Annotated in this window: 21 protein-coding genes; 13 read left to right on the plus strand and 8 right to left on the minus strand. The window is 73.2% G+C overall.

The genetic code is table 11. From position 1 onward, the window contains the following. Nucleotide 1: 1 nt before the first annotated feature. The 8 genes from D6B71_RS14015 to D6B71_RS14050 all read left to right on the plus strand — a co-directional run bounded on the left by D6B71_RS14015 (nucleotide 2) and on the right by D6B71_RS14050 (nucleotide 6,618). The gene (locus D6B71_RS14015) at nucleotides 2-199 is read left to right on the plus strand and encodes a ferredoxin (protein ID WP_121256085.1); all 198 of its coding nucleotides are present in this window, start codon (nucleotides 2-4) and stop codon (nucleotides 197-199) included. After that, entirely contained in the window at nucleotides 199-885 is a 687-nt protein-coding gene (locus D6B71_RS14020) for a nuclear transport factor 2 family protein (RefSeq protein WP_206051768.1), read from the plus strand. Before D6B71_RS14015 ends, D6B71_RS14020 begins: the two co-directional genes overlap by 1 nt. Continuing rightward, entirely contained in the window at nucleotides 882-2,351 is a 1,470-nt protein-coding gene (locus D6B71_RS14025; RefSeq protein WP_121256087.1) for an aldehyde dehydrogenase, read from the plus strand. The genes D6B71_RS14020 and D6B71_RS14025 overlap by 4 nt, the downstream gene beginning before the upstream one ends. Nucleotides 2,352-2,473: 122 nt before the next feature. Next, complete coding sequence (locus tag D6B71_RS14030; protein ID WP_121256089.1) at nucleotides 2,474-3,223, plus strand: SDR family oxidoreductase; 750 nt, start codon at nucleotides 2,474-2,476, stop codon at nucleotides 3,221-3,223. Then, a complete protein-coding gene (locus D6B71_RS14035) occupies nucleotides 3,220-4,089 on the plus strand; it encodes an NAD(P)-dependent oxidoreductase (RefSeq protein ID WP_240641417.1) in 870 nt (289 codons plus the stop codon). The genes D6B71_RS14030 and D6B71_RS14035 overlap by 4 nt, the downstream gene beginning before the upstream one ends. Further along, nucleotides 4,086-4,493: a carboxymuconolactone decarboxylase family protein gene (locus D6B71_RS14040; RefSeq protein ID WP_121256091.1), complete on the plus strand. Its 408-nt coding sequence runs from the start codon at nucleotides 4,086-4,088 to the stop codon at nucleotides 4,491-4,493. Before D6B71_RS14035 ends, D6B71_RS14040 begins: the two co-directional genes overlap by 4 nt. Before the next feature lie 100 nt (nucleotides 4,494-4,593). Next, nucleotides 4,594-4,977 (plus strand): hypothetical protein, encoded by a 384-nt coding sequence (locus D6B71_RS14045; RefSeq protein WP_126688275.1) that lies wholly within the window; start codon nucleotides 4,594-4,596, stop codon nucleotides 4,975-4,977. A 108-nt stretch (nucleotides 4,978-5,085) separates the two neighbouring features. Next, on the plus strand, nucleotides 5,086-6,618 hold the full coding sequence (locus tag D6B71_RS14050) for an ABC transporter substrate-binding protein (protein WP_126688276.1): 1,533 nt from the start codon (nucleotides 5,086-5,088) through the stop codon (nucleotides 6,616-6,618). Between the two features lie 76 nt (nucleotides 6,619-6,694). Here D6B71_RS14050 and D6B71_RS14055 read toward each other — a convergent pair whose 3' ends face one another. The 4 genes from D6B71_RS14055 to D6B71_RS14070 all read right to left on the minus strand — a co-directional run bounded on the left by D6B71_RS14055 (nucleotide 6,695) and on the right by D6B71_RS14070 (nucleotide 11,379). Further along, nucleotides 6,695-7,933 (minus strand): glucose-1-phosphate adenylyltransferase family protein, encoded by a 1,239-nt coding sequence (locus D6B71_RS14055; protein ID WP_121256097.1) that lies wholly within the window; start codon nucleotides 7,931-7,933, stop codon nucleotides 6,695-6,697. Nucleotides 7,934-7,996: 63 nt separating this feature from the next. After that, entirely contained in the window at nucleotides 7,997-8,614 is a 618-nt protein-coding gene (locus D6B71_RS14060; protein ID WP_121256099.1) for a TetR/AcrR family transcriptional regulator, read from the minus strand. Between the two features lie 62 nt (nucleotides 8,615-8,676). Continuing rightward, a complete protein-coding gene (locus D6B71_RS14065; protein WP_121256194.1) occupies nucleotides 8,677-9,525 on the minus strand; it encodes an LLM class F420-dependent oxidoreductase in 849 nt (282 codons plus the stop codon). A gap of 171 nt (nucleotides 9,526-9,696) precedes the next feature. After that, the gene (locus tag D6B71_RS14070) at nucleotides 9,697-11,379 is read right to left on the minus strand and encodes an acyl-CoA synthetase (protein ID WP_121256101.1); all 1,683 of its coding nucleotides are present in this window, start codon (nucleotides 11,377-11,379) and stop codon (nucleotides 9,697-9,699) included. A 193-nt stretch (nucleotides 11,380-11,572) separates the two neighbouring features. On the opposite strand from D6B71_RS14070, the gene fadD1 reads away from it, so the two are divergent. Beyond that, nucleotides 11,573-13,177, plus strand: coding sequence for a fatty-acid--CoA ligase FadD1 (fadD1, locus tag D6B71_RS14075; protein ID WP_121256103.1), 1,605 nt, complete (start codon nucleotides 11,573-11,575; stop codon nucleotides 13,175-13,177). Nucleotides 13,178-13,244: 67 nt separating this feature from the next. Here the strand turns inward: fadD1 and D6B71_RS14080 are convergent, their stop codons facing one another. The 4 genes from D6B71_RS14080 to D6B71_RS14095 all read right to left on the minus strand — a co-directional run bounded on the left by D6B71_RS14080 (nucleotide 13,245) and on the right by D6B71_RS14095 (nucleotide 17,772). Continuing rightward, entirely contained in the window at nucleotides 13,245-14,465 is a 1,221-nt protein-coding gene (locus D6B71_RS14080) for a hypothetical protein (protein WP_121256105.1), read from the minus strand. A 105-nt stretch (nucleotides 14,466-14,570) separates the two neighbouring features. Further along, entirely contained in the window at nucleotides 14,571-15,536 is a 966-nt protein-coding gene (locus D6B71_RS14085) for an alpha/beta hydrolase (protein WP_121256107.1), read from the minus strand. Beyond that, nucleotides 15,533-16,279, minus strand: a complete 747-nt coding sequence (locus D6B71_RS14090; RefSeq protein WP_206051769.1) for a TetR/AcrR family transcriptional regulator — start codon at nucleotides 16,277-16,279, stop codon at nucleotides 15,533-15,535. Before D6B71_RS14090 ends, D6B71_RS14085 begins: the two co-directional genes overlap by 4 nt. Then, nucleotides 16,276-17,772 carry a flavin-containing monooxygenase gene (locus tag D6B71_RS14095; protein WP_121256109.1) on the minus strand — a complete coding sequence of 499 codons (1,497 nt, stop codon included), beginning with the start codon at nucleotides 17,770-17,772 and terminating at the stop codon, nucleotides 16,276-16,278. Before D6B71_RS14095 ends, D6B71_RS14090 begins: the two co-directional genes overlap by 4 nt. 166 nt (nucleotides 17,773-17,938) lie before the next feature. Between D6B71_RS14095 and D6B71_RS14100 the strand changes: the two genes are divergently transcribed. The 4 genes from D6B71_RS14100 to D6B71_RS14115 all read left to right on the plus strand — a co-directional run bounded on the left by D6B71_RS14100 (nucleotide 17,939) and on the right by D6B71_RS14115 (nucleotide 22,392). Continuing rightward, the gene (locus D6B71_RS14100; RefSeq protein WP_121256111.1) at nucleotides 17,939-18,742 is read left to right on the plus strand and encodes an SDR family NAD(P)-dependent oxidoreductase; all 804 of its coding nucleotides are present in this window, start codon (nucleotides 17,939-17,941) and stop codon (nucleotides 18,740-18,742) included. Further along, the gene (locus tag D6B71_RS14105) at nucleotides 18,739-19,857 is read left to right on the plus strand and encodes a TIGR03857 family LLM class F420-dependent oxidoreductase (RefSeq protein ID WP_121256113.1); all 1,119 of its coding nucleotides are present in this window, start codon (nucleotides 18,739-18,741) and stop codon (nucleotides 19,855-19,857) included. The genes D6B71_RS14100 and D6B71_RS14105 overlap by 4 nt, the downstream gene beginning before the upstream one ends. Then, nucleotides 19,854-21,080 carry a phosphotransferase gene (locus tag D6B71_RS14110; protein WP_206051770.1) on the plus strand — a complete coding sequence of 409 codons (1,227 nt, stop codon included), beginning with the start codon at nucleotides 19,854-19,856 and terminating at the stop codon, nucleotides 21,078-21,080. The genes D6B71_RS14105 and D6B71_RS14110 overlap by 4 nt, the downstream gene beginning before the upstream one ends. Nucleotides 21,081-21,228: 148 nt before the next feature. Then, nucleotides 21,229-22,392, plus strand: a complete 1,164-nt coding sequence (locus D6B71_RS14115) for an acyl-CoA dehydrogenase family protein (RefSeq protein WP_121256115.1) — start codon at nucleotides 21,229-21,231, stop codon at nucleotides 22,390-22,392. Nucleotides 22,393-22,395: the final 3 nt, after the last annotated feature.

Below are 22,395 nucleotides of genomic sequence, written 5' to 3' on the forward strand. Positions count from 1 at the left end.
GATGCGCGTCGTCGCCGACCTCGACCTCTGCCAGGGCCACCAGATGTGCACCGGGGAGGCGCCCGACGTCTTCGGCTTCGACGCCGACGCCGACCGGGTCGTTGTCCTGCAGGAGAACCCCGACGAGTCGCTGCGCCCGCAGGTGGACGCAGCCGTGAAGTACTGCCCAGCGATGGCGCTGGCGATCAAGGAGGACTGATGGTCTCGACAGGCTCGACCACCGCAAGCGCAGGCTCGACCACCGGCGGCTCGACCCCGGCCGACACGTTCACCCGCGCCGAGCTCGAGGAGTTCTGGGGCCGCTGGCAGGAGGCCAACCGGGTGGCCGAGCGCGACCAGGACTGGGGCCCGCTCGCCGACTTCTACGCCGAGGACGCGACGTACGGCTGGATGTACACCCCCGACGAGCACTTCATGGCCGTGGGCCGCGAGGAGATCCGTCGCTACGCGCTCGGCACCGAGATGGCCGGTCTCGACGGCTGGCACTACGACTACATGGCCACGGTCATGGACGAGAAGACCGGCATGGTCGTCGGGTTCTGGAAGCAGAAGGCCGGGATCACCGACGACGCCACCGGCGAGGAGTACCAGATCCTCGGCATCGGCGGCAGCTGGTTCGGCGTCGGCCGTGGACCCGAAGGCCTGCACCTGGCCTGGCAGCGCGACTGGTTCGACCTGGGGTCGACCGCCCACACGTTCCTGGCGATCCTCAAGTCGGGCAAGGCACCGCAGGGGCTGCAGGACCGGATGTCGCTCAACGGCATGGAGCAGCCCGGCCACTACCGGCTGCGCGACCTGCCGTCGTCGGTGTGGCCGCCCCCGGTCGAGGCCGGACGGTTCGTCACCCAGGGCGCCGCGCACACCGCCCAGGAGACGCCGGCGTGACCGCGCCGCTCGCGAGCCCACCGGCGCAGCTGCTGGTCGACGGCAAGCTGCTGCCGGCGAGCGACGGCGCGACGTACCCGATCCTCAACCCGGCGACCGGGGCCGAGATCGGCCGGGCGCCCGACGCCACCGCTGCCGACGTGGACGCCGCGATCGCCGCCGCCCGGCGCGCCTTCGACGAGACCGGCTGGTCGACCGACGTCGCGCTGCGGGTGCGCTGCCTGCGCCAGCTGCACGCCGCGCTGGTCGAGGAAGGGGAGGCGTTCCGCGCGCTGACCACGGCCGAGGTCGGCATGCCCGGGTTCATGATGGGCGCGGCCGGCTTCGACGTGCCGGTCGAGGGCCTGGCCTGGGTGGCCGACCTGGCCGAGCGCTACGACTACGAGACCGACCTCGGGGTGGCCGCGCCGATGGGCATCGCGACCCGCCGCACCGTGCGCCGCGAGGCGGTCGGTGTGGTCGCGGCGATCACGCCGTGGAACGTGCCGAACCAGATCAACCTGGCCAAGGTCGGCCCCGCCCTGGCCGCCGGCTGCAGCGTGGTGCTCAAGCCGGCCCCCGACACTCCGTGGGTGGCCTGCGAGCTGGGCCGGCTGGTGGCGGAGCGCACCGACATCCCGGCCGGGGTGCTCAACGTCGTCACGCCGTCGTCGAACGAGGTCGCGGCGGCGCTGACCAGCGATCCGCGGGTCGACATGGTCTCGTTCACCGGCTCCACCGCCACCGGCCGGGCGATCATGGCCGCCGCCGCACCCACCCTGAAGCGGGTCTTCCTCGAGCTCGGCGGCAAGTCGGCCGCGATCGTGCTCGACGACGCCGACGTGGCGGCGAGCGCCGCGGCCACCGCGTTCACGGCCTGCATCCACGCCGGCCAGGGCTGCGCGCTCACCACCCGGCTGGTGGTGCCGCGCGACCGCTTCGACGAGGCGGTCGAGTCGGCCGCCGCCACCATGGCCTCGATCGGTGTCGCCGACCCGGCCGACCCGGGCGCGATCTGCGGGCCGGTGATCTCGGCCGCGCAGCGCGACCGAGTCGAGTCCTACCTGCGGCTGGCTCGTGAGGAGGGGCACCGGATCGCCACCGGCGGCCGGGTGCTCGACGATCGCGACGGGTTCTGGGTCGAGCCGACCGTGGTCGCGCTGCCCGACAACTCCTCGCGGCTGGCCCAGGAGGAGATCTTCGGCCCGGTGCTCGTGGTGATCCCGCACGACGGCGACGACGACGCGGTCCGCATCGCCAACGACTCGGCGTACGGCCTCTCGGGGTCGGTCGAGTCCGGTGACGTCGAGCGCGCCAAGGCGGTCGCCCGCCGGATCCGCACCGGCACGCTCGCGGTCAACGGCGGGGTGTGGTTCAGCCCCGACGCGCCGTTCGGCGGCTACAAGCAGTCCGGGCTGGGTCGTGAGATGGGCGTCGCCGGCTTCGAGGAGTACCTCGAGACCAAGACCATCGCGGAGCCCGCGTGAGAGGCGGGCATGCACTCCCGCCGGTCGAGCCGGAGGCGCCCCGGCGCCGACGAGTCGAGACCCCGTGAGGCGAGCGCCGACCGCAACCACGCAGCCCCGCCCCGCAACGAGATAGGACACCGATGAGCAGGTTCGAGAGCAAGGTCGCCGTGGTCACCGGCGCGGCGCAGGGCATCGGCGAGGCCTACGCCCGGGCGCTCGCCGCCGAGGGGGCCGCGGTGGTGGTCGCCGACCTCAACGAGGACGCCGGCGGCAAGGTCGCGGCGTCCATCGAGGAGGCCGGCGGCCGGGCGATCTTCGTGCGCACCGACGTCGCCTCCCACGAGTCGGCGGCCGCGATGGTCGACCGGGCCGTCGCCGAGCTCGGCGGCATCGACCTGCTGGTCAACAACGCCGCGATCTACGGCGACATGGCCTTCGACCTCCTGATCAGCGTCGACTGGGACTACTACCGCCGGTTCATGAGCGTGAACATGGACGGCGCGCTGGTGATGACCCGCGCGGTCTACCCGCAGATGCAGCGGCGCGGCGGCGGCGCGATCGTGAACCAGAGCTCCACCGCGGCCTACCTCTACTCCGGCTTCTACGGCCTGGCCAAGGTCGGCGTGAACGGGCTGACCCAGCAGCTGGCCCACGAGCTGGGCGGCATGGGCATCCGGGTCAACGCGATCGCCCCCGGCCCCACCGACACCGCCGCCACCCGCACCCAGGCCGGCGACGCCGCCAAGGACCTCGTGAAGGGCCTGGCGATCAAGCGGATGGGCCAGCCCGAGGACATGGTCGGCGCCTGCCTGTTCCTGCTCTCCGACGAGGCGTCCTGGGTCACCGGCCAGATCGTCGCGGTCGACGGCGGCCAGGTGTTCCGTCCGTGACGCTGCGCAGGGTCGGGTTCGTCGGGCTCGGCAACATCGGCAGGCCGATGGCGCTGCGCCTGGCCGAGGCGGCGCAGCGCGGCGAGCTCGAGCTGAGCGTGTACGACGTCGCGCCCGGGCCGGTGGCCGAGCTCGAGGCGGCGGGGGCGAAGGCGGCCGGCAGTGTGGCCGAGCTGGCCGGCCGGGTCGACGTGCTCTGCGTGATGGTGCGCGACGACGACCAGGTGCGCGAGGTGCTCGGCGAGGCGCTCGGCGTCGCGGGCGACCGGTTGACGGTGGCGATCCACTCCACGGTGGCGCCGGCGACGCCGGCGGCGTTGGCCGACACGGCGGCGCGACACGGGGTGAAGGTGGTCGACGCGCCGGTGAGCGGCGGCTCGATGGGTGCGGCGGCGGGCACGCTGGCGATCATGGTCGGCGGCACCGACGAGGCGTTCGAGGCGGCGCGTCCGGCGCTGGAGCTGATGGGGTCGAAGGTGGTGCACGCGGGCCCGATCGGTGCCGGCACCAGCTTCAAGCTGGCCCGCAACCTGATGCACTTCGTCGCGTTCACCGCCGCCACCGAGGCGCAGCGGCTCGCCGAGGCCGCGGGCCTGGACCTCAAGGCGCTCGGCGAGGTGGTGCGCCACACCGACGCGATCACCGGCGGACCGGGCGCGATCATGCACCGAGACACCGCGGCACCGCTGGACCCCGACGACTTCTGGTTCGCCGTGTTCGACCACGTGCGGGCGCTCGGCGAGAAGGACCTGGGGTTCGCCGTCGACCTCGCCGACCGGCTCGGCGTCGACGTCCCCCTGGCTCGCGAGGCGCTGGCCCGGCTCGCCCCCGGCCTGGGCCTGCCCACTACCGAGGAGCACTCATGAGCGACGCCCCAGACACCGGCACCGACAAGTTCGCCGACCTGCCCGAGGCCCGCCGCCGGGGCCTGCGGAAGATGGAGCAGGTCTACGGCTTCGACCTGACCGACGGCGACGGCGACTTCTTCCGCTACACCGCGGACCACCTCTTCGCCGACATCTGGCAGCGGCCAGGCCTCTCCGACCGGGACCGCCGGCTGCTGCTGATCGGCATGCTCGTGGCCGACGGCGCCGCCGACGTGCTCGGCATCCAGGTGCCCGCGGCGTACGCCAACGGCGAGCTCGACGACGACGCCCTGCGCGAGATCGTCGTGTTCGTCTCCCACTACGCCGGCTGGCCGAACGGCGCCCGGCTCAACTCGATCGTCGAGGAGACGATCGCGAAGGCCCGCCGGGCCCGGGAGCGCTGACGCGAGGGCGCGCGGCGCTGGATCCGCAGCCCGTCGTGGCCGAGGAACCCTAGTCTGTGCTCCTGTGAAGGTGAAGGATCCGTCCGGTCAGACCTGGCGCGTGACCCGCCGCTGGGTGCCGTGGCGCCGCCGGCTCAAGGGCGTGCTCGACTCGATGCCGTCCGGTCCGGGCGGCTTGGGCGACGACCCGGTCAGCCTGGTGATCGGCCTGGTCTTCCTCGTGATCATGCTGCCGTTCCTGATCCTCGGCGTCGTCGCGCTGATCGAGTTGCTCTCGCTCCTGCTCGTCCTGCCGTTCGCCCTGCTCGCCCGCGTGCTGTTCGGGCGGCACTGGACCGTGGAGGCCCGTCGCGGCTTCACGATCTGGTACGACGAGCCGGCCGGCGACTGGCAGGCCAGCGGGCTGCGCATCCACGCGCTCGCCGACGAGATCCGTCGCGGACAGCTGCCCCCGGCGTCGGTGTCCGGCGAGGCGGCGGCCTGATCGTCCTCGCCGACTCGAGGGGAGTGATCGCGGGGGTTCACCGTCGCAGTGACCTTTTGATAGAAGGGTCGTTGAGAATGTGTGATCCGGACCACTCTCGGAGGAACGATGGCCACGATCCCGCCGCTCACCCGATCTCTGCCGGCGCGCCGCCCGCACCGACTCCGCAGGCAACGCCCGGTGCGAGGGCTGCGGCTCGCGGCCTCGGCGCTGCTGGTGCTCGCCCTCGCCGCGTGCGGCTCCCAGCTCGAACCCGAGACCGTGGCCCAGGCCGGTGGCGCGCCCGTCGGTGGCGCGGGCGTCCCCGGCGAGGAGGGCCTGGCCGCCGACGGCTCGGTGCCCGGCGGTGACGACACTGTCCCCGGGGGAGCCGCCCCGGGAAGCACCTCGACGGGACCGGGCGGCACCGCATCCGGAGGTGACGCCGGCGCGGACACCGGTGGCGGCGGCACCGAGGGCAGCGGTGAGAACGCGGCCGACGGCGGGGTCGAGGCGGGCAGCTGCGACGGGTTCGAGAACACCACCGGCATCACCGACGACAAGATCGTGCTGGCCAACATCTCCGACATCTCCGGCCCGGTCCCCGGCATCTTCGAGTCCGCCCAGCAGGCCACCCGCGCCTACGCGGCGTACTTCAACTCCGGCGGCGACATCTGCGGCCGCAAGCTCGAGGTGCTCGCGCTCGACAGCCGCTCCGACGCCGGCGGCGACCAGCAGGCCTACGCGAAGGCCTGCGACGGGGCGTTCGCGGCGGTCGGCTCGATGTCGGCCTTCGACTCCGGCGGCGCCGGAACCGCGGAGTCCTGCGGCCTGCCCGACATCCGCTCCACCGCGGTCACTCCCGAGCGCAACGGCTGCGCCACCTGCTTCTCCGCGCAGTCCGTCAGCCCGAACCTGGTGCCCAGCTCGATGCCGAAGTACTGGCTGGGCAAGGCGAAGCAGGCCACCCAGCACGTCGGGCTGGTCTACATCAACGTCGGCGCGGCCGCGGTCAACGCCCAGAGCTGGCAGAAGGCCTGGACCGAGGCGGGCTGGAAGATCGACTACTTCGAGGGCATCGACGTCTCGGAGTTCAACTACGCCCCCTACGTGCAGCAGATGAAGGACAAGGGCATCGAGATGGTCGTCTACACGGGGCCCTACCAGAACACCATCAAGCTGCAGCAGGCCATGAAGCAGCAGGGCTTCGAGCCCGAGATCTTCCTCCAGGACGCCACCATCTATGACGCCAACTACGTCGAGCAGGCCGGCGCCGACGGCGACGGCGCCTACGTCTACTCCACCACCGCGCTCTTCGACGACATGAGCATCGAGGAGATGAAGCTCTACCGCTCCTGGCTCGATCAGGTCAGCCCCGGCGCGGTGCCGAACTACTACGGCCTCTACGCCTGGTCCGCGGCCCGGCTCTTCGTGCAGCAGGCGGTCGCCCTCGGCGGGCGCCTGGACCGCAAGAGCCTGGTCGAGGGCTTGAGCAAGGTGAGGAACTGGACCGGCAACGGCCTGCATGCCCCCCAGCAGGTCGGCGCGAAGACCACCACGAACTGCGTCTCGATCATCCGACTCGAGGGCGGCACGTGGTCGCAGGTCTCGCCCGGCGGCTTCCTGTGCGGCCCGCTGATCGACAGCGGGGTCGGTGGTTAGTCGCCGACCCGTCACCGATTCCCGCCGTTTCGCGGCGTGTCGGGGAAGGATCGACGGCTCGACCGCCAACCTGCGCTCAGGCGGTGGTGCCCGGTAGCAGCCGGGCACCCGCCGGCAGCCGGGTCGACACCCGGGAGTCACGGCCCACCAGGGGGATCGCGTCGGGGTCGGCCAGGTCGACGTCCGAGCCGCCCACGTCGGCGCCGTCGAGCAGCTCGCAACCGGAGTCGACGACGGTACGCCGCACCCTGGCCCCGGCGCGCACCACGGTGTCGGCGAACAGCACGCTCTCCTCGACCACGGCCCCCGCCTCCACCACCACCCCCGGCCCGAGCACGCTGCGGCGTACCGTGCCGGCCACGTCGCAGCCCGGGCTGAGCAGCGCGTCGGCGAGCACCGCACCGTCGGCGACCCGGGCGGGCTGGCGCTGCGGATGCTGGGAGCGCAGCGGCCAGGACCGGTCGAAGAGTCCGGTGTCGCCCCCGATCAGCTCCAGGTGCGCGTTGAGGTAGTGGTGCGGTTGGCCCAGGTCGCGCCAGTAGCCGTCGAGCCGGTGCGCGTGCACGCTGCCCCGCTCGACCAGGCGCGGCAGCAGGTGGTCGCCGAAGTCGTCGAGCCCGGAGTCGTCGTCGTGTCCCTCGGGCCCGCCGGAGCCGGCGAGCTCGCGGTGCAGCTCCTCGAGCACCTCGACCAGCACCCGCGCGTCGTACGCCGTGACCTCGGCGGCGATGACCGACGAGGCCGGCCGCTCGGGCTTGTAGTCGATCGCGGTGACCCGGCCGCCGCCGTCGACCTGCACGACCGCGTGGTCGCCGGGCTCGTCGGCGAAGGTGCCGGCCAGGTCGTAGGTCACCACGGTCGCCTCCGCGCCGTGCTCGAGATGGGTGGCGACCACGTCGCGGTAGTCCATCCGGTAGGCGTGGTCGGCGCTCATCACCAGCACCACGTCGGCGCCGTCGCGGCGGATGTCGTCACGCAGCGCATAGAGCTCGTCGGCGTTGCCGGCGTTCATGCCGTCGTCGTGGGTCGAGCCCGAGCCCTGCTGCGGCACCAGCAGTCGCAGTCCGCCGTAGGTGCGGTCGAGATCCCACGGCCGGCCGTTGCGGGCCAGCTCCTCCAGCGTGGAGGCCTGGTACTGCAGGGTGAGCCACACATCCTGGATGCCGGAGTTGGTCAGGTTCGACAGCGCGAAGTCGAGCAGCTGGTGGCTGCCCGCGAACGGCAGCGCCGGCTTGGCGCGTTCGATGGTGAGCACGTCCATCCGGCCGCCGGCACCGCCGGCCTGGACGATGGCGAGGACCCGGGGCAGGCGCATGCCGGGTGGTACCCGTGGAGCGGGCGCCCGATGCCCCGACGCGTCAGGCGACCGGTGGCGTGGTCAGGAGAGGTACGCCGTGAGCGCGTCGGCCAGGCCGCGCCGCGCCTCGGTGACGTCGAGATAGACCGAGAGGTGCTGCTCGGTGTGCAGCCCGCGGATCGCGCCGGGAAGCAGGTTGGTGACCCGGGCCAGCCGGGCGGGGTCGACCTCGAGCCCCTCGAAGGAGGCCTGGCACATCTGGCGCCACTCGGCGTCCCAGGCGGCGATCGCCTTCGCTGTCCGGGGGAACGACTGCTCCAGCTCGTCCCGATCGCGGGGGAGGGCCAGGCGCAGGTGGTAGAGCGCCCGCGAGCCCGGCAGGTCGAGGGCCTCCCAGAGCATGTCGACGACGCTGCTGACCCGCTCGGCGAGGTCGCGGCTGCGGGGGGCGTCGGCGACGGCCTTCTCGAGGTGGCCGCGCGAGGCGATGTAGTCGAGCACCGCCGCCCACAGTCCGTCGACGTCGCCGAACTGGTGCTGCACGGTGCCCCAGGTGACCCCGGCCTCGCGGGCCACCAGGTTCGCGCTCACCGACTCGGGCCCGCCGGTGGCCAGGCAGCGGACGGCGACCTTGAGCAGCTGCTGCCGGGTCTCACGGCCGCGCCGGTTGAGCCGGGTGCCCTTCGCGCTCAACGTCACGCGCGCATCGTACCGACGTCACCGGGTTCGCCGCGGCCGGTCGGCGCCGGGCGAGGCGCTGGTCAGGAGAGCCCGAGCCGCTGCCCGTGCCGGCCGAGGAACGCCTCGACCTCGTCGGGTGCCTTGTCGGGCAGGCCCCAGATCACGTCGGTGACGCCGTGGTCGGCCCAGGCGGCCAGGTCGTCGGGGCTGGGCTTCCTGGCGACGAGGACGGCGACCTCGGGCGCGCCGGCGCGGCCCGCCTCCGCCCAGGCCCGGTGCAGGTCGGCGACCTTGGCGAGCACGTCCTGCTCGATCGGGGTGGTCATCCAGCCGTCGGCGTTCTCGGAGATCCAGCGGAACGTCTTGGGGCCGCCGCCGGCGCCGATCAGCAGCGGGATGTGCGGCTGCACCGGCTTGGGCCACGCCCACGAGGCGCCGAAGTTGACGAACTCGCCGGAGTAGGAGGCCTCGTCCTGGGTCCACAGCGCGCGCATCGCCTCGACGTACTCGCGCAGGACGGTACGCCGCTTGCCCGCCGGCACGTGGTGGTCGGCGAGCTCGTCGGTGTTCCACCCGAAGCCGGCGCCGAGGGTGACCCGGCCGCCGGAGAGGTGGTCGAGGGTGGCGATGGTCTTCGCCAACGTGATCGGGTCGGACTCGACCGGCAGCGCCACCGCGGTGGAGAGCCGGATGGTGCTGGTGACCGCGGCGACGGTCGCCAGCGAGACCCAGGGGTCGAGCGTGCGCAGGTAGCGCTCGTCGGGCAGCGACTCGTCGCCGGTGCCGGGGTGCGCGGCCTCGCGCTTGACCGGGATGTGGGTGTGCTCGGGCACGTAGAAGGTGTGGAAGCCCGCCTCCTCCGCAGCCCGCGCGGCAGCGGCGGGGGTGATCCCGCGGTCGGAGGTGAACAGGACGATCCCGTGGCGCATGAGGGTCATAGTAGCCTCGATGAGAGTTGCTGCCCAGGGTTGCGCGCCGTTCCCCGGGGTGCGTCATGCGAAGTGGTCGCCACCGCGACCAGTTCGTATGACCTCCCGCGGGACGTCATGCGCGATGGCTGCCCGAGCGACCAGGCCCTATGGCGTCCCGAGCGGACGACGTCAGCCGCCGGACACCCCGACCGACTCGACCGCCACCTGCTTGGCCCAGCGGTAGTCGGCCTTGCCGGCAGGGGAGCGCACCACCTGCGGCAGCCGCAGCACCGCCTTCGGCACCTTGTAGCGCGCCACGTGCCGGCCGCACTCGGCCAGCAGCTCGTCGTCGGTGACCGCCTGGTGACCGGCCTCGAGCTGCACGATCGCGACCACCTCGCTGCCCCACCGCTGCGAGGGGCGGCCGGCCACGACGACGTCGCGGACCGCCGGGTGGGCCGCCATCGCCCGCTCGACCTCCTCGACGAAGATCTTCTCCCCGCCGGAGTTCACCGTGACCCCGTCGCGGCCGAGCAGCCGGATCCGTCCGTCGTCGAGCAGCTCGGCCCGGTCGCCGGGCACCGACCACCGCTCGCCGTCGATCACCGGGAACGTGGCCGCGGTCTTCGCGGCGTCGCCGAGGTAGCCCAGCGGCACCCGGCCGCCCTGCGCCAGCCACCCCGCGCCCTCGCCCGGCCCCAGCCGCCGGGTCCGCAGGTCGTCGACGACCGCGGTCGCCCGCACCGGGCTGAACTCCGCGGTGCCGGCCTCCATGCCCTTCAGCGACATCGAGCTCATCTGCAACCCGGTCTCCGACGCCCCGGCGGCGTCCATCACCAGGATGTGCGGCAGTGCGGTGAGGATCCGGTCGCGCACCCCCGGTGTGAGCGGGGCCCCGCCGTTGTTGAACGCCGCCAGGCCGGACAGGTCGTGGCCGCCCCGCTCGACCTCCTCGATCAGCGGCAGCGCCACCGCGTCGCCGACCACCGGGATGCTGACCACCCGCTCCCGCGCGGCGGTGCGCAGCGCGTCCGCCGGGTCGAGACGGCGTACGTCGTCGGGGAAGACGATCGCCCCGCCGCCGGTGAAGGTGTGGAAGGTCGACCACTGGGCGGCGCCGTGCATCAGCGGCGGGATCATCAGCAGCCGCATGCCACCGCCCTGGGTGCGGGCGTGTTCGGCGATCGCGGCGTACGACGCGTGCGGCTCGTCGGTGCCGAAGGGCGTCCCGCCCATCGAGGTCACGTAGATGTCGTCGTTGCGCCACAGCACGCCCTTGGGCATGCCGGTGGTGCCGCCGGTGTAGAGCACGAACAGGTCGTCGCCGCTGGGCGTGGGCATCCCGCCGGCCGGGGCGGGTGTCGCGGTGACCTCCTCGTAGTCGACCGCACCCGGAAGCAGGTCGTGGCCGGAGTCGTCGGCGACCTGGATCAGCACGGTCAGGTCGGGCAGCCGGTCGCGGACCGCGGCCACCTGTGGAGCGAACTCGGCGGCGTAGACCAGCGCCCGGGTGCGGGCGTCGGTGAGAAGGTAGAGCAGCTCCTCCTCGACGTAGCGGAAGTTCACGTTGAACGGCGCGACCCGGGCCCGGTAGCCGGCCACCATCGCCTCGAGGTACTCGTTGCCGTTGCGCAGGTAGAGCCCGAGGTGGTCCTGCCCGGACTCGTGCCCGGCCAGCCCGGCCCGCTCCGCGTGACACCCCAGTCCGCGCTCGACCAGGTGATGGGCCACGCCGTCGATGCGGGCGTCCATGTCGCGGTAGGTGAGTCGGACGTCTCGCCAGACCACCGCCTCGTGCTCGGGCACTGCTTCGGCGACGGTGCGGAACACCGTCGACAGGTTGAAGCCGCCAGGGGTGGGTGCCTCGGTCATCGCGGTCCTCCGGGGGTGACGGGGGCCACATTGAACCATCCATGGGAACGGTCGCCAAGGGCTGCCGGGCGAGCCGCTCGGCATTGTCCTAGAGGGCGGGATGAGTCCGTTGACGCACGTCAGACCGGCTCCTAGTGTGCGCCTGGTCACACGTCCGGGGGAGCGGACCGCAACCAGTCACCAAGGGGAGCAGATGAGCGACACCGTCCAGCAGGTCCTGCGCGAGCGGGCCGCCGACCACAGCACCGGGCTCAAGCACGCCGACCAGGAGTGGAGCTGGGCCGAGTACGTCGCCGAGGCCTCGCGCCGCGCCAACCTGCTGCTCGGTCGGCACCGCGGCGCCGGCGACGGCAGCGACCTGCACGTCGGCGTACTCCTGGCGAACACCCCCGAGATGGTGCTCGCGCTCGGCGCCGGCGCCCTCGGCGGCTACGTCACCGCCGGCATCAACGAGACCCGCCGCGGGCCGGCGCTGGCCCGCGACGTGCTCAAGGCCGACTGCCGGGTGCTGCTCACCGACGACGAGCACCTTCCGCTCCTCGACGGGCTCGAGCTGCCCGGCGTCGAGGTGGTCAACACCGACTCCGCCGACTGGGCGGCCGCGGTCGCCGAGCAGCCGGCCGAGGTCGCCGAACCGCGCCAGGTCGACGCGTTCGACCCGTTCATGCTGATCTTCACCTCGGGCACCAGCGGCGACCCCAAGGCCGTGAAGGTCAGCAACTTCATGGTGGTGATGTCGGGGGCCAACCTCACCGACCGGTTCGGCCTCGGCGCCGACGACGTCTGCTACCTCTCGATGCCGCTGTTCCACTCCAACGCGGTGCTCAGCGGCTACGCGGTGGCGGCCTACAGCGGGGCCGCGATGGCGCTGGCCCGGCGGTTCAGTGCCTCCCACTTCCTCGACGACGTCCGCCGCTACGGCGCGACGTACGTCAACTACGTCGGCAAGCCGCTCGCCTACGTGCTGGCCACGCCCCGCCGCCCCGACGACGCCGACAACCCGCTGAAGTTCGCCTTCGGCAACGAGGCGTCCGAGCGCGACATCGACGAGTTCGCGGAGCGGTTCGGCTGCCGGGTGGTCGACGCGTTCGGGTCCACCGAGACCGCGATCATCATCCAGCGCGTCGACGGCACCCCGAAGGGCTCGATCGGCCAGCCCTGGGACAGCGTCGCCGTCTTCAACCGGTCGACCGGAGAGGAGTGCCCGCGGGCGGAGTTCGACGAGCACGGCCGGGTCACCAACCTCGACGAGGCGGTGGGCGAGCTGGTCAACACCCAGGGTGCCGGGTTCTTCGCCGGCTACTACAACGACGAGGAGGCCACCTCCGAGCGGCTGTCCGGTGGCATGTTCTGGTCCGGCGACCTGGCCTACCGCGACAAGGACGGCTTCGTGTTCCTCGCGGGCCGCACCAGCGACTGGCTGCGCGTCGACGGCGAGAACCTCGCGGCCGCCCCCATCGAGGGCATCCTGATGCGGCACCCCGCGGTCAACCGGGTCGCGGTCTACGCCGTGCCCGACGAGCGGGTCGGCGACCAGCTGGTCGCCGCGATCGTGCTCAACGACGAGCCCGCGCTCGACCCCGCCGGCTTCGAGTTGTTCCTCGCCGAGCAGCCCGACCTCTCGCCGAAGGCGTGGCCGCGCTACGTCCGGCTCGCCACCGACCTGCCGAGCACCGCCACCAACAAGGTGCTCAAGCGCGAGCTGGTGGCCCAGGGCCTCGACGTCGACGACCTGCTGTGGGAGCGCGCCGAGCGCGGCACGTCGTACGCCGTGCGCGGGGCGCCGGTCGGCGTCTGAGCGCCGCGACACCGCTTGATGTGTCGTTCGCTGTCACCTGCTGGTGGCAGTGAACGACACATCAGGGTCAGACCGGGGTGATCGGCAGCGCCCGCCGCGGCTCGAACTCGAACGACGAGCCCGTGCTGAATCGGGTCACCGCGACCTCGGACGCCTCGGGAGCGGGCTCGGGTCGGCGCACCACCCGCAGCGTCCAGTCGTCGTCGGCGCCCTCGACCTCCACGTCCAGGTGCGGGTCGAGCGCCCGCACGATCGCCTGGAGGGGGCGCGTCCGGCCCGGCCCGCAGAGCGCGACCCAGGCGCCGTCGTCGTGCGCGGCCGACCGTCGGACCCGCAGCAGGTCGCCCTCGGCCGAGCTGTCGACGTACGCCGCGGGGTTGAGCAGGGGGTGCAGCTGCAAAAGGCGCAGCGCACCGGCCTCGTCTCGGTCGACGCCGAGGGCGCGGGCGATCCGCTCGGCGCCGATGCCGGCGACCCCGACCAGCTGCTTCTCGCAGATCTCGGCGAGCTGGGTGTCGTCGCCGGCCCGCTGGGCCACCGCGAGCACGAACGACAGGTTGAGCAGGTGCATCTGCAGGCACACCTCGTCGGCGATCCGGACCAGCGCCGAGTGGGAGAACGCACCGAAGTCGACGTCGGCGACGAGCGGGCCGGAGTAGTCGGACTGCCCGTCGTCGGCGGGGTCGATCGGGTCGAGCTCGACGGTGGCCGCCCGCGTGCGCACGATCTCGTGGAAAGCCGGCAACGGCTCCACGGGAGGGTGCGACTCGTCGATGACGACGGTCCAGGCGCAGTGCGGGTGCCGGTCGGCGGGCGTGCGCGGGGGCCGGTGGACCGGCCGCACCTGCGCCTTCGGGTTGGTGGCGACCGCGGTGGCGTCGAAGGTGGGGTCCTCGATGTCGTGGCACATCGAGCGCACGTAGTCCTCGCCCATCGGCTCGACGTCCATCAGCGCGCCGCAGTGGTCGAGCCGGAACTCGCCGCGCCACGGGTCGTGCACGGTGTAGCGGAAATCCATGAACTGCGGCGGCGCGCCGATGTCGAGCTGCAATCCCTTGAAGATCGTCACGACGTCGGTGCCCTCGTAGCCCAGCGCGCGCTGCATCCGCCGGGTGTAGATCTGGCTGGAGCCGGCCCACTCCTCGATCGCGATCTGGGCCATCTGCTCGCGCCCGAACGCCGAGATGCACCAGGCCATGCCGGAGCGGTCGATCAGCTGGCCCATGAGAAGCAGCTCGGGCACCAGCGTCGCCAGGTCGGCTCGGGACAGGTCGCGGTAGTGGCTCATCGGTTCCTCGGGTCGGGGTGGGTCGGATCGCGGTCATCGCTGTAACGCGGTGTCCGGGCATCTTCTGCGGCGTCCTGACACCGCCCTAGTTACCCGGACACCGCGTTACAGTTCCGCGGTGGGAGCGAGGTGCCGCCGCAGGAACGCCACCTGGTGGGCCACGGCCGGCCCGAACCAGTCCTTGCCGGGCCACACGTCGAAGTGGTCGCAGGGGTAGTGGCGCACCTCGGCGCGCGCCTGGAACGCGGCCTTCGCGGCGGCCTGGGGAGGGGCGGAACGGTCGAGATCGGCGATCTGCACCAGGACCGGGCAGCGCACCCGCTCGGCGTCCTTGATCGGGCGGTGCCCACCGAGCTCGAGCCCGACGCTCGCGTCGATCTCGTTGCGCCAGGTGGGCCCGGCCAGGGCCAGGTAGTCCTCGTAGCAGCCGGGCAGGGTCAGCGCGCCGAGCTCGCCGGGGCGGGCGACCACCGGCATCATCACCGGCCGGCCGCGGCGCCCGGAGATCCGGCTGCGGACCCCGGCGGCGGTCGACCGCAGCATCGCCGAGGGCTTGTGGCTGGCCAGCGCGTGCCGGCCGGCGGCGACCCCGTCGACCAGCGGGGTCAGCGACACGACGGCGACGACATCGTCGCGGTCGGCCGCTGCCGACAGCACGTGCCCGCCGGCCAGCGACACCCCCCACAGCACCAGCCGGCCGCCGTCGACGCCCGGCAGGGTCGCGGCCGCCCGCATCGCGGCGAGGTAGTCCTCGAGCTGGCCCGCCATCGACACGGTCTGCCGGGGAGTGCCGTCGCTGGCGCCGAACCCGCGGTAGTCGAAGGCGAGCACGTCGAGCCCGGCCTCGGCCAGCGCCTCGGCGAACGGCTGCAGGCCGGAGTCCTTGGTGCCGGCCAGGCCGTGCGCCATCACCACGCACGGCCGCCCCGCGGCGCTCGCCAGGGAGTCGTCGGTGGCCGCGAAGTGCCAGCCGTCGCACTCGACGCCGCCGGAGGAGAACCGCACGGTCCGGTACGCCGGGTGCGCGCCGTCGGCGCGCGGGCGCGGCGCCGGCTGGGTCTGCTGGGTCATCGGGGGGTCCTCTCGGCGGCGGGGGTCTCGGCGGGCGGTTCCTGGGGAGCCGAGGAGCGAGGCTTCTCGAAGGGGTCGGCCGCCGGGCTGGCCTCGACCGGGGCGTGGGCCTCGGCGGGCTCGGCCTCCGGGGCGAGGCGGCCGTAGATGGTGCGCAGCCAGACGGTCACGACCCCCTCGACCAGGTGGTCGTGGCTCAGCGGCCCCCCGAGGGCGAGCCGCTCCAGCGCGCGGTCGTTGAGCTCGAGCAGCACGCTGGCGAGCACCTCGGCGTCCGGGCCGCCGGGGGCGCGGCCGGCATCGCGCTCGGCGATGATCATGCCGGCGACCGCGGGCACGAACGAGTGCCGGTCGGACTCCCACAGCGCGCGCACTGCCGTGCTGGTGGCCCGGGCCTCGAGCATCGCTCGGTAGACGTGGCGGTGCCGCTCCCAGGCGCGGAACAGGTCGCGCACGGTGCGTTCGATGCGGGCCGCGGGAGGGCCGTCGCCGACCAGCACCCCGGTCGCGGCGAACGCGGCGTCGTACATCTCCTCCATCAGCGCGGCGACGGCGGCGGCCTTGTTCTCGAAGTAGAAGTAGAACGCCGACCTGGTCACCCCCGCGCGGCGGGAGATCTCGGCGATGTTGATCGACTCGAGACTCGAGTCGAGCAGCAGCTCGTCGAGGGAGGTGAGCAGGGCGGCGCGCCGCTGGTCGCCGCGGGCGGCCAGGGCGGTGCCCGACCGGTCGAGGCCGCTCACCGCACCGGACCGGCCGACGCGGCCGGCACGGCCTCGGCCGGCGCCCCCTCGGCCGACCCTCCGGCCGTGCCCTCGGCACCCACCGCGTCGCCGACAGCCGCGCCGACAGCCGCGCCGGCCGGTGTTCCGGCGCGGCCGGCCAGCTGCGGAGTGCTCTGCCGCCTCGCCCGGCGCCGGCCCCGCGGGATCTCGCGGGTGCGCAGGTCGTGCTCGTAGAGGAAGTAGTCGAGCTGGTGGGTGTGCCGGGGGCGGTCGAGCATGTGCCCCATGTAGAGCTCGTCGTCGGCCCGGATCGTGTGGTGCATCTGCTCGACCGGCGGCGGGAGGTACTGCCCCACGGCGTACGCCGCGATCAGCCGCGCCTGGGCTTCCACGAACGGGAAGAGCGTCGGCGTGGCCTGCGCGAAGCCGGCGAACATCAGGTCGTCGAGACCGGGTTTGAAGATCCGCTTGTAGAGGTCGATCCGGTTCTCCGGCGCGCTGAGGAACTCGGGGTCGAAGAACGGGAACGTGAGGTTGTAGCCGGTGGCGTAGACGATCACGTCGAAGCCGCCGCTGGTGCCGTCCTCGAAGTGCACGGTCTCCCCGTCGAGGCGAGCGACGTTGCCCTTGGCGGTGACGTCGCCGGACTTCAGCCGCAGTGGCAGCTCGGTGGACTGGGTGGGGTGGGCCTCGAAGAACCGGTGGTTGGGCGCCGGCAGGCCGTAGAGCCGAGGGTCGGAGCCGGTGAACCGCTGACCCCACTGGGCGACCTTGCGCTGCCAGGCCAGCGGCACGTGCGGGTAGGTGCGGTAGTTCATGTCGGCGGCCTTGCCGTACATCAGCTTCGGCACGATCCACGCGCTGCTGCGGGTCGAGAGCGTCACCTCGTTGCGCAGGATCCGTGAGGACAGCTCGACGGTGATGTCGGCGGCGCTGTTGCCGAGCCCGACGACGAGGATCCGCTTGTCCATCAGGTGCAGCGGCTGCCAGGGGTCGACGTAGTGGTGGGAGTGGATCGACTCGCCGGTGAACTCTCCGGGGAAGTCGGCCATCCGCGGGTCCCAGTGGTGGCCGTTGGCGACGACGAGCAGGTCGAACCGGCGCACTCCGGTGCGCTCGGTCTCGAGCTCCCATCCGCCGTCGGGGAGCCGCTCGGCACGCACGACGCCGTTCTCGAACTCGATACGCTCGCGGATGCCGAACGCGTCGGCGTAGTCGTCGAGGTAGTCCTTGATCAGCGTGTGGTGGGGGAAGTCGGGGTAGTGCTCGGGCATCGGGTAGTCGCGGAACGACAGCTGGTGCTTGGAGGTGTCGATGTGCAGCGACCGGTAGGCGCTGCTGTGCCCGTTGGGGTTGCCGAACGCCCAGTTGCCGCCGACCCGGTCGGAGGCCTCGAAGCAGGTGAACGGGACGCCGTAGTCGCCGAGCATCTTGCTGACGGTCAGGCCGCTGATGCCGGCCCCGATCACCGCGGTGGTGGGTCGGGCCGCGGGGCTGGTGGCGGTCGCCATGGCGTCGTCCTCTCCCGGGGGCCGCTCCGGCCCGCTGAGACTTTCGGCTGCGGGAACTTCTCGCAGACGGTTCAATGTGATGTGGGTCACCGGCGACGCTAGGGCCGGGGTTGACACGTGTCAACCGCTCGACCCGCAGACCGGGCGTCGAGGAGAGGGACCCACCATGACGGACACGTCACCGGCCGAGGCCGGACCAACGAGTACGACGGGCAGGACGCCGGGCGGCCGGGTCGCGGTCGTCGTGGGCGGGGCGTCCGGCATCGGCGCGGCCACGGTCGCGGCCCTGCGCGACGACGGCTGCACGGTCGTGGTCGCCGACCTCGAGAGCGCGCTCGGCGAGGCGGCCGGGGACCGGGACGGCGTGGCCGTAGACGTCACCGACGAGGCCTCGGTCGAGGCCCTGTTCGCCGGTGTCCTCGAGCGCGAGGGCCGCCTCGACGTGGTGGTCAACAGCGCAGGCGTCAGCACCCTCGCGCAGGTGGTCGACCACCCGGTCGACGAGTTCCGGCGGGTCCTCGACGTCTGCCTGACCGGCGCGTTCTGCGTGATCAAGCACGCCGCGCAGCGGATGACCGCCGGCGGCGTGGTGATCTCGCTCGCCTCGCTCAACGCCCGTCAGCCCGGCGCCGGCATGGCGGCGTACTGCTCCGCGAAGGCCGGCCTGGCCATGCTCACCGAGGTCGCCGCGCTCGAGCTCGGCCCGCGCGGCATCCGGGTCAACGCGATCGCCCCCGGCCTGGTGATCACCCCGCTCACCGCTCCGGCGATGGACATCCCGGGTGTGCGCGACGACTACCTGGCCAACACCCCGCTGGGGCGGCCGGGCCGGCCCGAGGAGGTCGCCGACGCCGCGGTCTTCATCAGCCGCGCGGAGTGGCTGACCGGCGAGGTGATGGACCTCAACGGCGGCGCCCACCTGCAGCGCTACCCCGACCTGGTCGGCCACGTCACCCGGGCCTTCGGATGAGCCTCGCGGCGCCCGCTCGGCCGGAGGTGCTCCCCGAGCTCGCCTGCTACGGGCTCGCCGGCCACTCGGCGGCGCCGGCCGACGTGCTCGAGGAGGCCCGGCTCGCCGAGTCGCTCGGGCTGGGCTCGATGTTCCTCTCCGAGCGGTTCAACACCAAGGACGCCGGGGTGCTGGCCGGGGCGGTCGCCGCGGCCACCACCACGCTCGGCATCGCCACCGCCGCGACCAACCACAACACCCGGCACCCCCTGGTCACCGCCACGATGGCCACGACCATGCACCGGCTCTCCGGTGGCCGCTACGCGCTCGGGCTGGGTCGTGGGTTCGCGGCGCTGTTCGACGTGATGGGGCTGCCCCGGGTCACCGGTGCCCAGCTGCGCGACGTCATCGGCATCTACCGCCGGCTCTGGCACGGCGAGGCGGTGCTCGGCCACGAGGGCCCGGCGGGCCGCTTCCCCTACCTCTCCCAGGACAGCGCCTTCGACGAGGACATCCCGGTGCTGATGATGGCGATCGGCGACCGGTCGCTCGACCTGGCCGGCGAGGTCGCCGACGGCGTCGTCCTCCACACGTTCTTCACCGACGAGACGCTGGCCCGAGCGGTCGGCCGCATCCGCGACTCGGCCGAGCGGGCCGGCCGCGACCCGGCGTCGGTGCGGGTGTGGTCGGTGCTCGCGACCGTCGAGGAGTCCGTGCCCGAGGAGCAGCGGCTGCGCAAGCTGGTCGGCCGGCTGGCGACCTATCTGCAGGGGTACGGCGAGGTGCTGGTGCGGGCGAACGGCTGGGACGTCGCGGTGCTCGAGCGCTTCCGGTCCGACCCGCTCGTGCACGGCTACCCGGGCGCGTTCGACGCGGTCGGCACCGTCGACGAGCTCGAGCAGCTGCGCGATCGCCTGCTGCCGGCCGAGTGGCTGGCCGCGTCGGCCACCGGCTCGGCCGAGCAGTGCGCCGGGCGCGTGGCCGACCAGCTGGCGGCCGGCGCCGACAGCGTGGTGCTGCACGGCGCCACCCCGGCCGAGCTGGCGCCGGTGCTCGACGCGTGGCGGGTCCGGCGCGGCGACCACGCCCCGGACCGCCTGGACCGGCTGCCCACCAACCCCGGGAGGACCCCGTGAACGCCGCCTCCACCCCCGCCACCGGCCAGCCGTCCCGCGTCGAGCCGTCCGCGGTGGTCGAGCCGCCGTCGGTGGCCGAGCCGCTGTCGGTGGTCGAGCCGCCGTCGGTGGTCGAGCCCTTCGAGACGCCTCGTTCCTCGGCTCCTCAGGAACCACCTGCCGAGACCCTCCCCCCGCTCGCGACGGCCGACGAGCTCGACGCCGCGTGGCTGACCTCGGCGCTGGGGCACCCCGTCACCGACGCGAGCGTGGAGCGGGTCGGCGCCGGCCAGATCGGCGCCTGCTTCCGGGCCCGGCTGTCGGGGCCCGGCGTCGAGGCCGGGCAGCTCCCGGCCAGCGTGCTGGTGAAGCTGCCCAGCGAGGACCCGGGGTCCCGGGCGATCCTCGCGGGCGTCTACCGCACCGAGGTCGGCTTCTACCGCGAGGTCGCCGACACCGTCGCCGTCGCCGTCCCGGCCTGCCTCGCCGCGACCGAGGTCAGCGACGACGGGCGGTTCACGCTGGTGCTGGAGGACCTCGCGCCGGCGGTGCCGGGCGACCAGCTGGCCGGCGCGCACCCGGACCAGGTGGCGGGCGCGGCGGTCAACCTGGCCGGGCTGCACGGCCCCCGCTGGTGTGACGAGACGCTGTTCGAGACGCCCTGGCTGACCCGTCACGACGCGGAGGGGGCGCGGGCGCTGGCGGAGTTCTACCTGCCCGCGGTCGAGCAGTTCCTCGACAACGTCGGCCACCTGATCTCCGCCGACGCGGCGGCGACCGTACGCCGCACGGTGCCGGTCGTGGGGGAGTGGTCGCTGGCCGGCTCCGCACGGTTCGGGCTGGTGCACGGCGACTACCGGCTCGACAACCTGATGTTCGACCCGGCGCCGCCACCGGGCGCACCGGCGGTCCACGCGGTCGACTGGCAGACGCTCAGCGTGGGGCTGCCCGCCCACGACCTGGCCTACCTGGTCGGCACCAGCCTGTCCGTCGACGCCAGGCGAGCCACCGAGCGCGACCTGGTTGCGGCCTACCATCGCGCCCTGCGCGCCCACGGCGTCCGCGGCTACTCGGCGTCCGCGTGCTGGGAGGACTACCGGCTCTCGATGCTGCAGGGGGTGCTCACCTCGGTCTTCGGCTGCGCCTACGGCGCCCGCACCGACCGCGGTGACGCGATGTTCGCCGTCATGGTCGAGCGCAGCACCGCCGCCATGCGCGACCTGGACACCCTCGCGCTCGTCTGACGTGGCGGGTGAACGGCTCCCGCTGGCGTACGGAACTCGGCCCCGAGCGGTAGCTCCGCACGCCCACGCTGACGGCGGGGACGACCCTCACCGCCGCCAGCTTGTCGCTGTTGCCCCGGATCGGCCCGACCACGGATAGCCTTCGCTCATGCTCGCACCCCCGGCCAGCGTCAACGAGGCGACGGCCCGCGCCGACGAGATCGCGCGCGACGTCCTCGCCCCGATGGCCTCCCGCACCGACCAGGGGGTCTGGCCGGTCGAGGGGATCGCGGCCCTCAAGGAGGCCGGGCTCGCCGGCCTGGTGGTCCCTCGCGAGCACGGCGGCGCGGGCCTGGGGCTGCGCGCCGTGGCCGGAGTCTGTGAGTCGCTGGGCTTGGCCTGCGCCAGCACGGCGCTGTGCTTCGGCATGCACCTGGTCGCCACCGCGGTGCTCGCCGCGAAGGCGACTCCGCGACAGACCGAGCTCTATCTCGAGCCGATCGCGGCCGGTGAGCACCTGACCACGCTCGCGCTGTCCGAGACCGGCACCGGGTCGCAGTTCTGGCTGCCGCAGACGAAGCTGACGACCACCGGTGACGGCTGGCGGGTCGAGGGTCAGAAGTCGTTCGTCACCAACGGCGGTCAGGCCGACTCCTACGTCGTCTCCACGATGGCCGCCGACCCTGACGCACCCTTGGGCGAGTTCTCGTGCGTGATCGTGCCCGTCGGCTCCCAGGGTCTGCGCTTCACCGGACAGTGGGAGGGCGTCGGCATGCGCGGCAACTCCTCGCTCACCGCCGAGCTCGAGGGTGTCGAGGTCGACGCCGATCATCTGCTCGGGGCGCCCGGCGACCAGATCTGGTACGTCTTCGAGATGGTCGCGCCGAACTTCCTCACCGCGATGGCCGGGGTCTACCTCGGCGTGGCGCAGGCCTCGCTCGAGGAGGCCACCGCCCACCTCAGCGCCCGCCGACACAGCCACAGCGGCCGCAGCCTGGCCAGCGAGCCGGTGCTCCAGCACCGCATCGGTGGCCTGTGGGCCGAGGTGCAGGCGACCCGGCGGCTCGTCTACTGGGCCGCGGAGGAGGCCGAGGTCGGTGGCCCCGAGGCGCTGCCGGCCCTGGCCGCGGCCAAGGCCACCGCGGGCGACACGGCCGTGGCGGTCGCCAACGAGGCGATGACGCTGCTCGGTGGGATGGGCTACCGCGACCGCTCGCCCGTCGAGCGGCACCTGCGCGACGCCCGCGCCGCTCACGTGATGAGCCCCACCACCGACATCCTGCGCACCTGGACCGGGCGCGCGGTCCTCGGCCTGCCGCTGCTCGGCACCTGACCG

Origin of the sequence: Nocardioides ferulae, from assembly GCF_003660455.1 — a bacterium.
Classification (GTDB): Bacteria; Actinomycetota; Actinomycetes; order Propionibacteriales; family Nocardioidaceae; genus Nocardioides; species Nocardioides ferulae.

Excerpts from the sequence above, each read along its gene's own strand:
- D6B71_RS14085 (WP_121256107.1), bottom strand. The coding sequence starts at position 15,536 with ATGACCCAGCAGACCCAGCCGGCGCCGCGCCCGCGCGCCGACGGCGCG.
- D6B71_RS14055 (WP_121256097.1), bottom strand. The coding sequence starts at position 7,933 with ATGCGCCTGCCCCGGGTCCTCGCCATCGTCCAGGCCGGCGGTGCCGGC.
- D6B71_RS14040 (WP_121256091.1), top strand. The coding sequence starts at position 4,086 with ATGAGCGACGCCCCAGACACCGGCACCGACAAGTTCGCCGACCTGCCC.
- D6B71_RS14095 (WP_121256109.1), bottom strand. The coding sequence starts at position 17,772 with ATGGCGACCGCCACCAGCCCCGCGGCCCGACCCACCACCGCGGTGATC.
- D6B71_RS14065 (WP_121256194.1), bottom strand. The coding sequence starts at position 9,525 with ATGCGCCACGGGATCGTCCTGTTCACCTCCGACCGCGGGATCACCCCC.
- D6B71_RS14115 (WP_121256115.1), top strand. The coding sequence starts at position 21,229 with ATGCTCGCACCCCCGGCCAGCGTCAACGAGGCGACGGCCCGCGCCGAC.
- D6B71_RS14020 (WP_206051768.1), top strand. The coding sequence starts at position 199 with ATGGTCTCGACAGGCTCGACCACCGCAAGCGCAGGCTCGACCACCGGC.
- D6B71_RS14050 (WP_126688276.1), top strand. The coding sequence starts at position 5,086 with ATGGCCACGATCCCGCCGCTCACCCGATCTCTGCCGGCGCGCCGCCCG.
- D6B71_RS14105 (WP_121256113.1), top strand. The coding sequence starts at position 18,739 with ATGAGCCTCGCGGCGCCCGCTCGGCCGGAGGTGCTCCCCGAGCTCGCC.
- D6B71_RS14100 (WP_121256111.1), top strand. The coding sequence starts at position 17,939 with ATGACGGACACGTCACCGGCCGAGGCCGGACCAACGAGTACGACGGGC.
- D6B71_RS14070 (WP_121256101.1), bottom strand. The coding sequence starts at position 11,379 with ATGACCGAGGCACCCACCCCTGGCGGCTTCAACCTGTCGACGGTGTTC.
- D6B71_RS14080 (WP_121256105.1), bottom strand. The coding sequence starts at position 14,465 with ATGAGCCACTACCGCGACCTGTCCCGAGCCGACCTGGCGACGCTGGTG.
- fadD1 (WP_121256103.1), top strand. The coding sequence starts at position 11,573 with ATGAGCGACACCGTCCAGCAGGTCCTGCGCGAGCGGGCCGCCGACCAC.
- D6B71_RS14015 (WP_121256085.1), top strand. The coding sequence starts at position 2 with ATGCGCGTCGTCGCCGACCTCGACCTCTGCCAGGGCCACCAGATGTGC.
- D6B71_RS14030 (WP_121256089.1), top strand. The coding sequence starts at position 2,474 with ATGAGCAGGTTCGAGAGCAAGGTCGCCGTGGTCACCGGCGCGGCGCAG.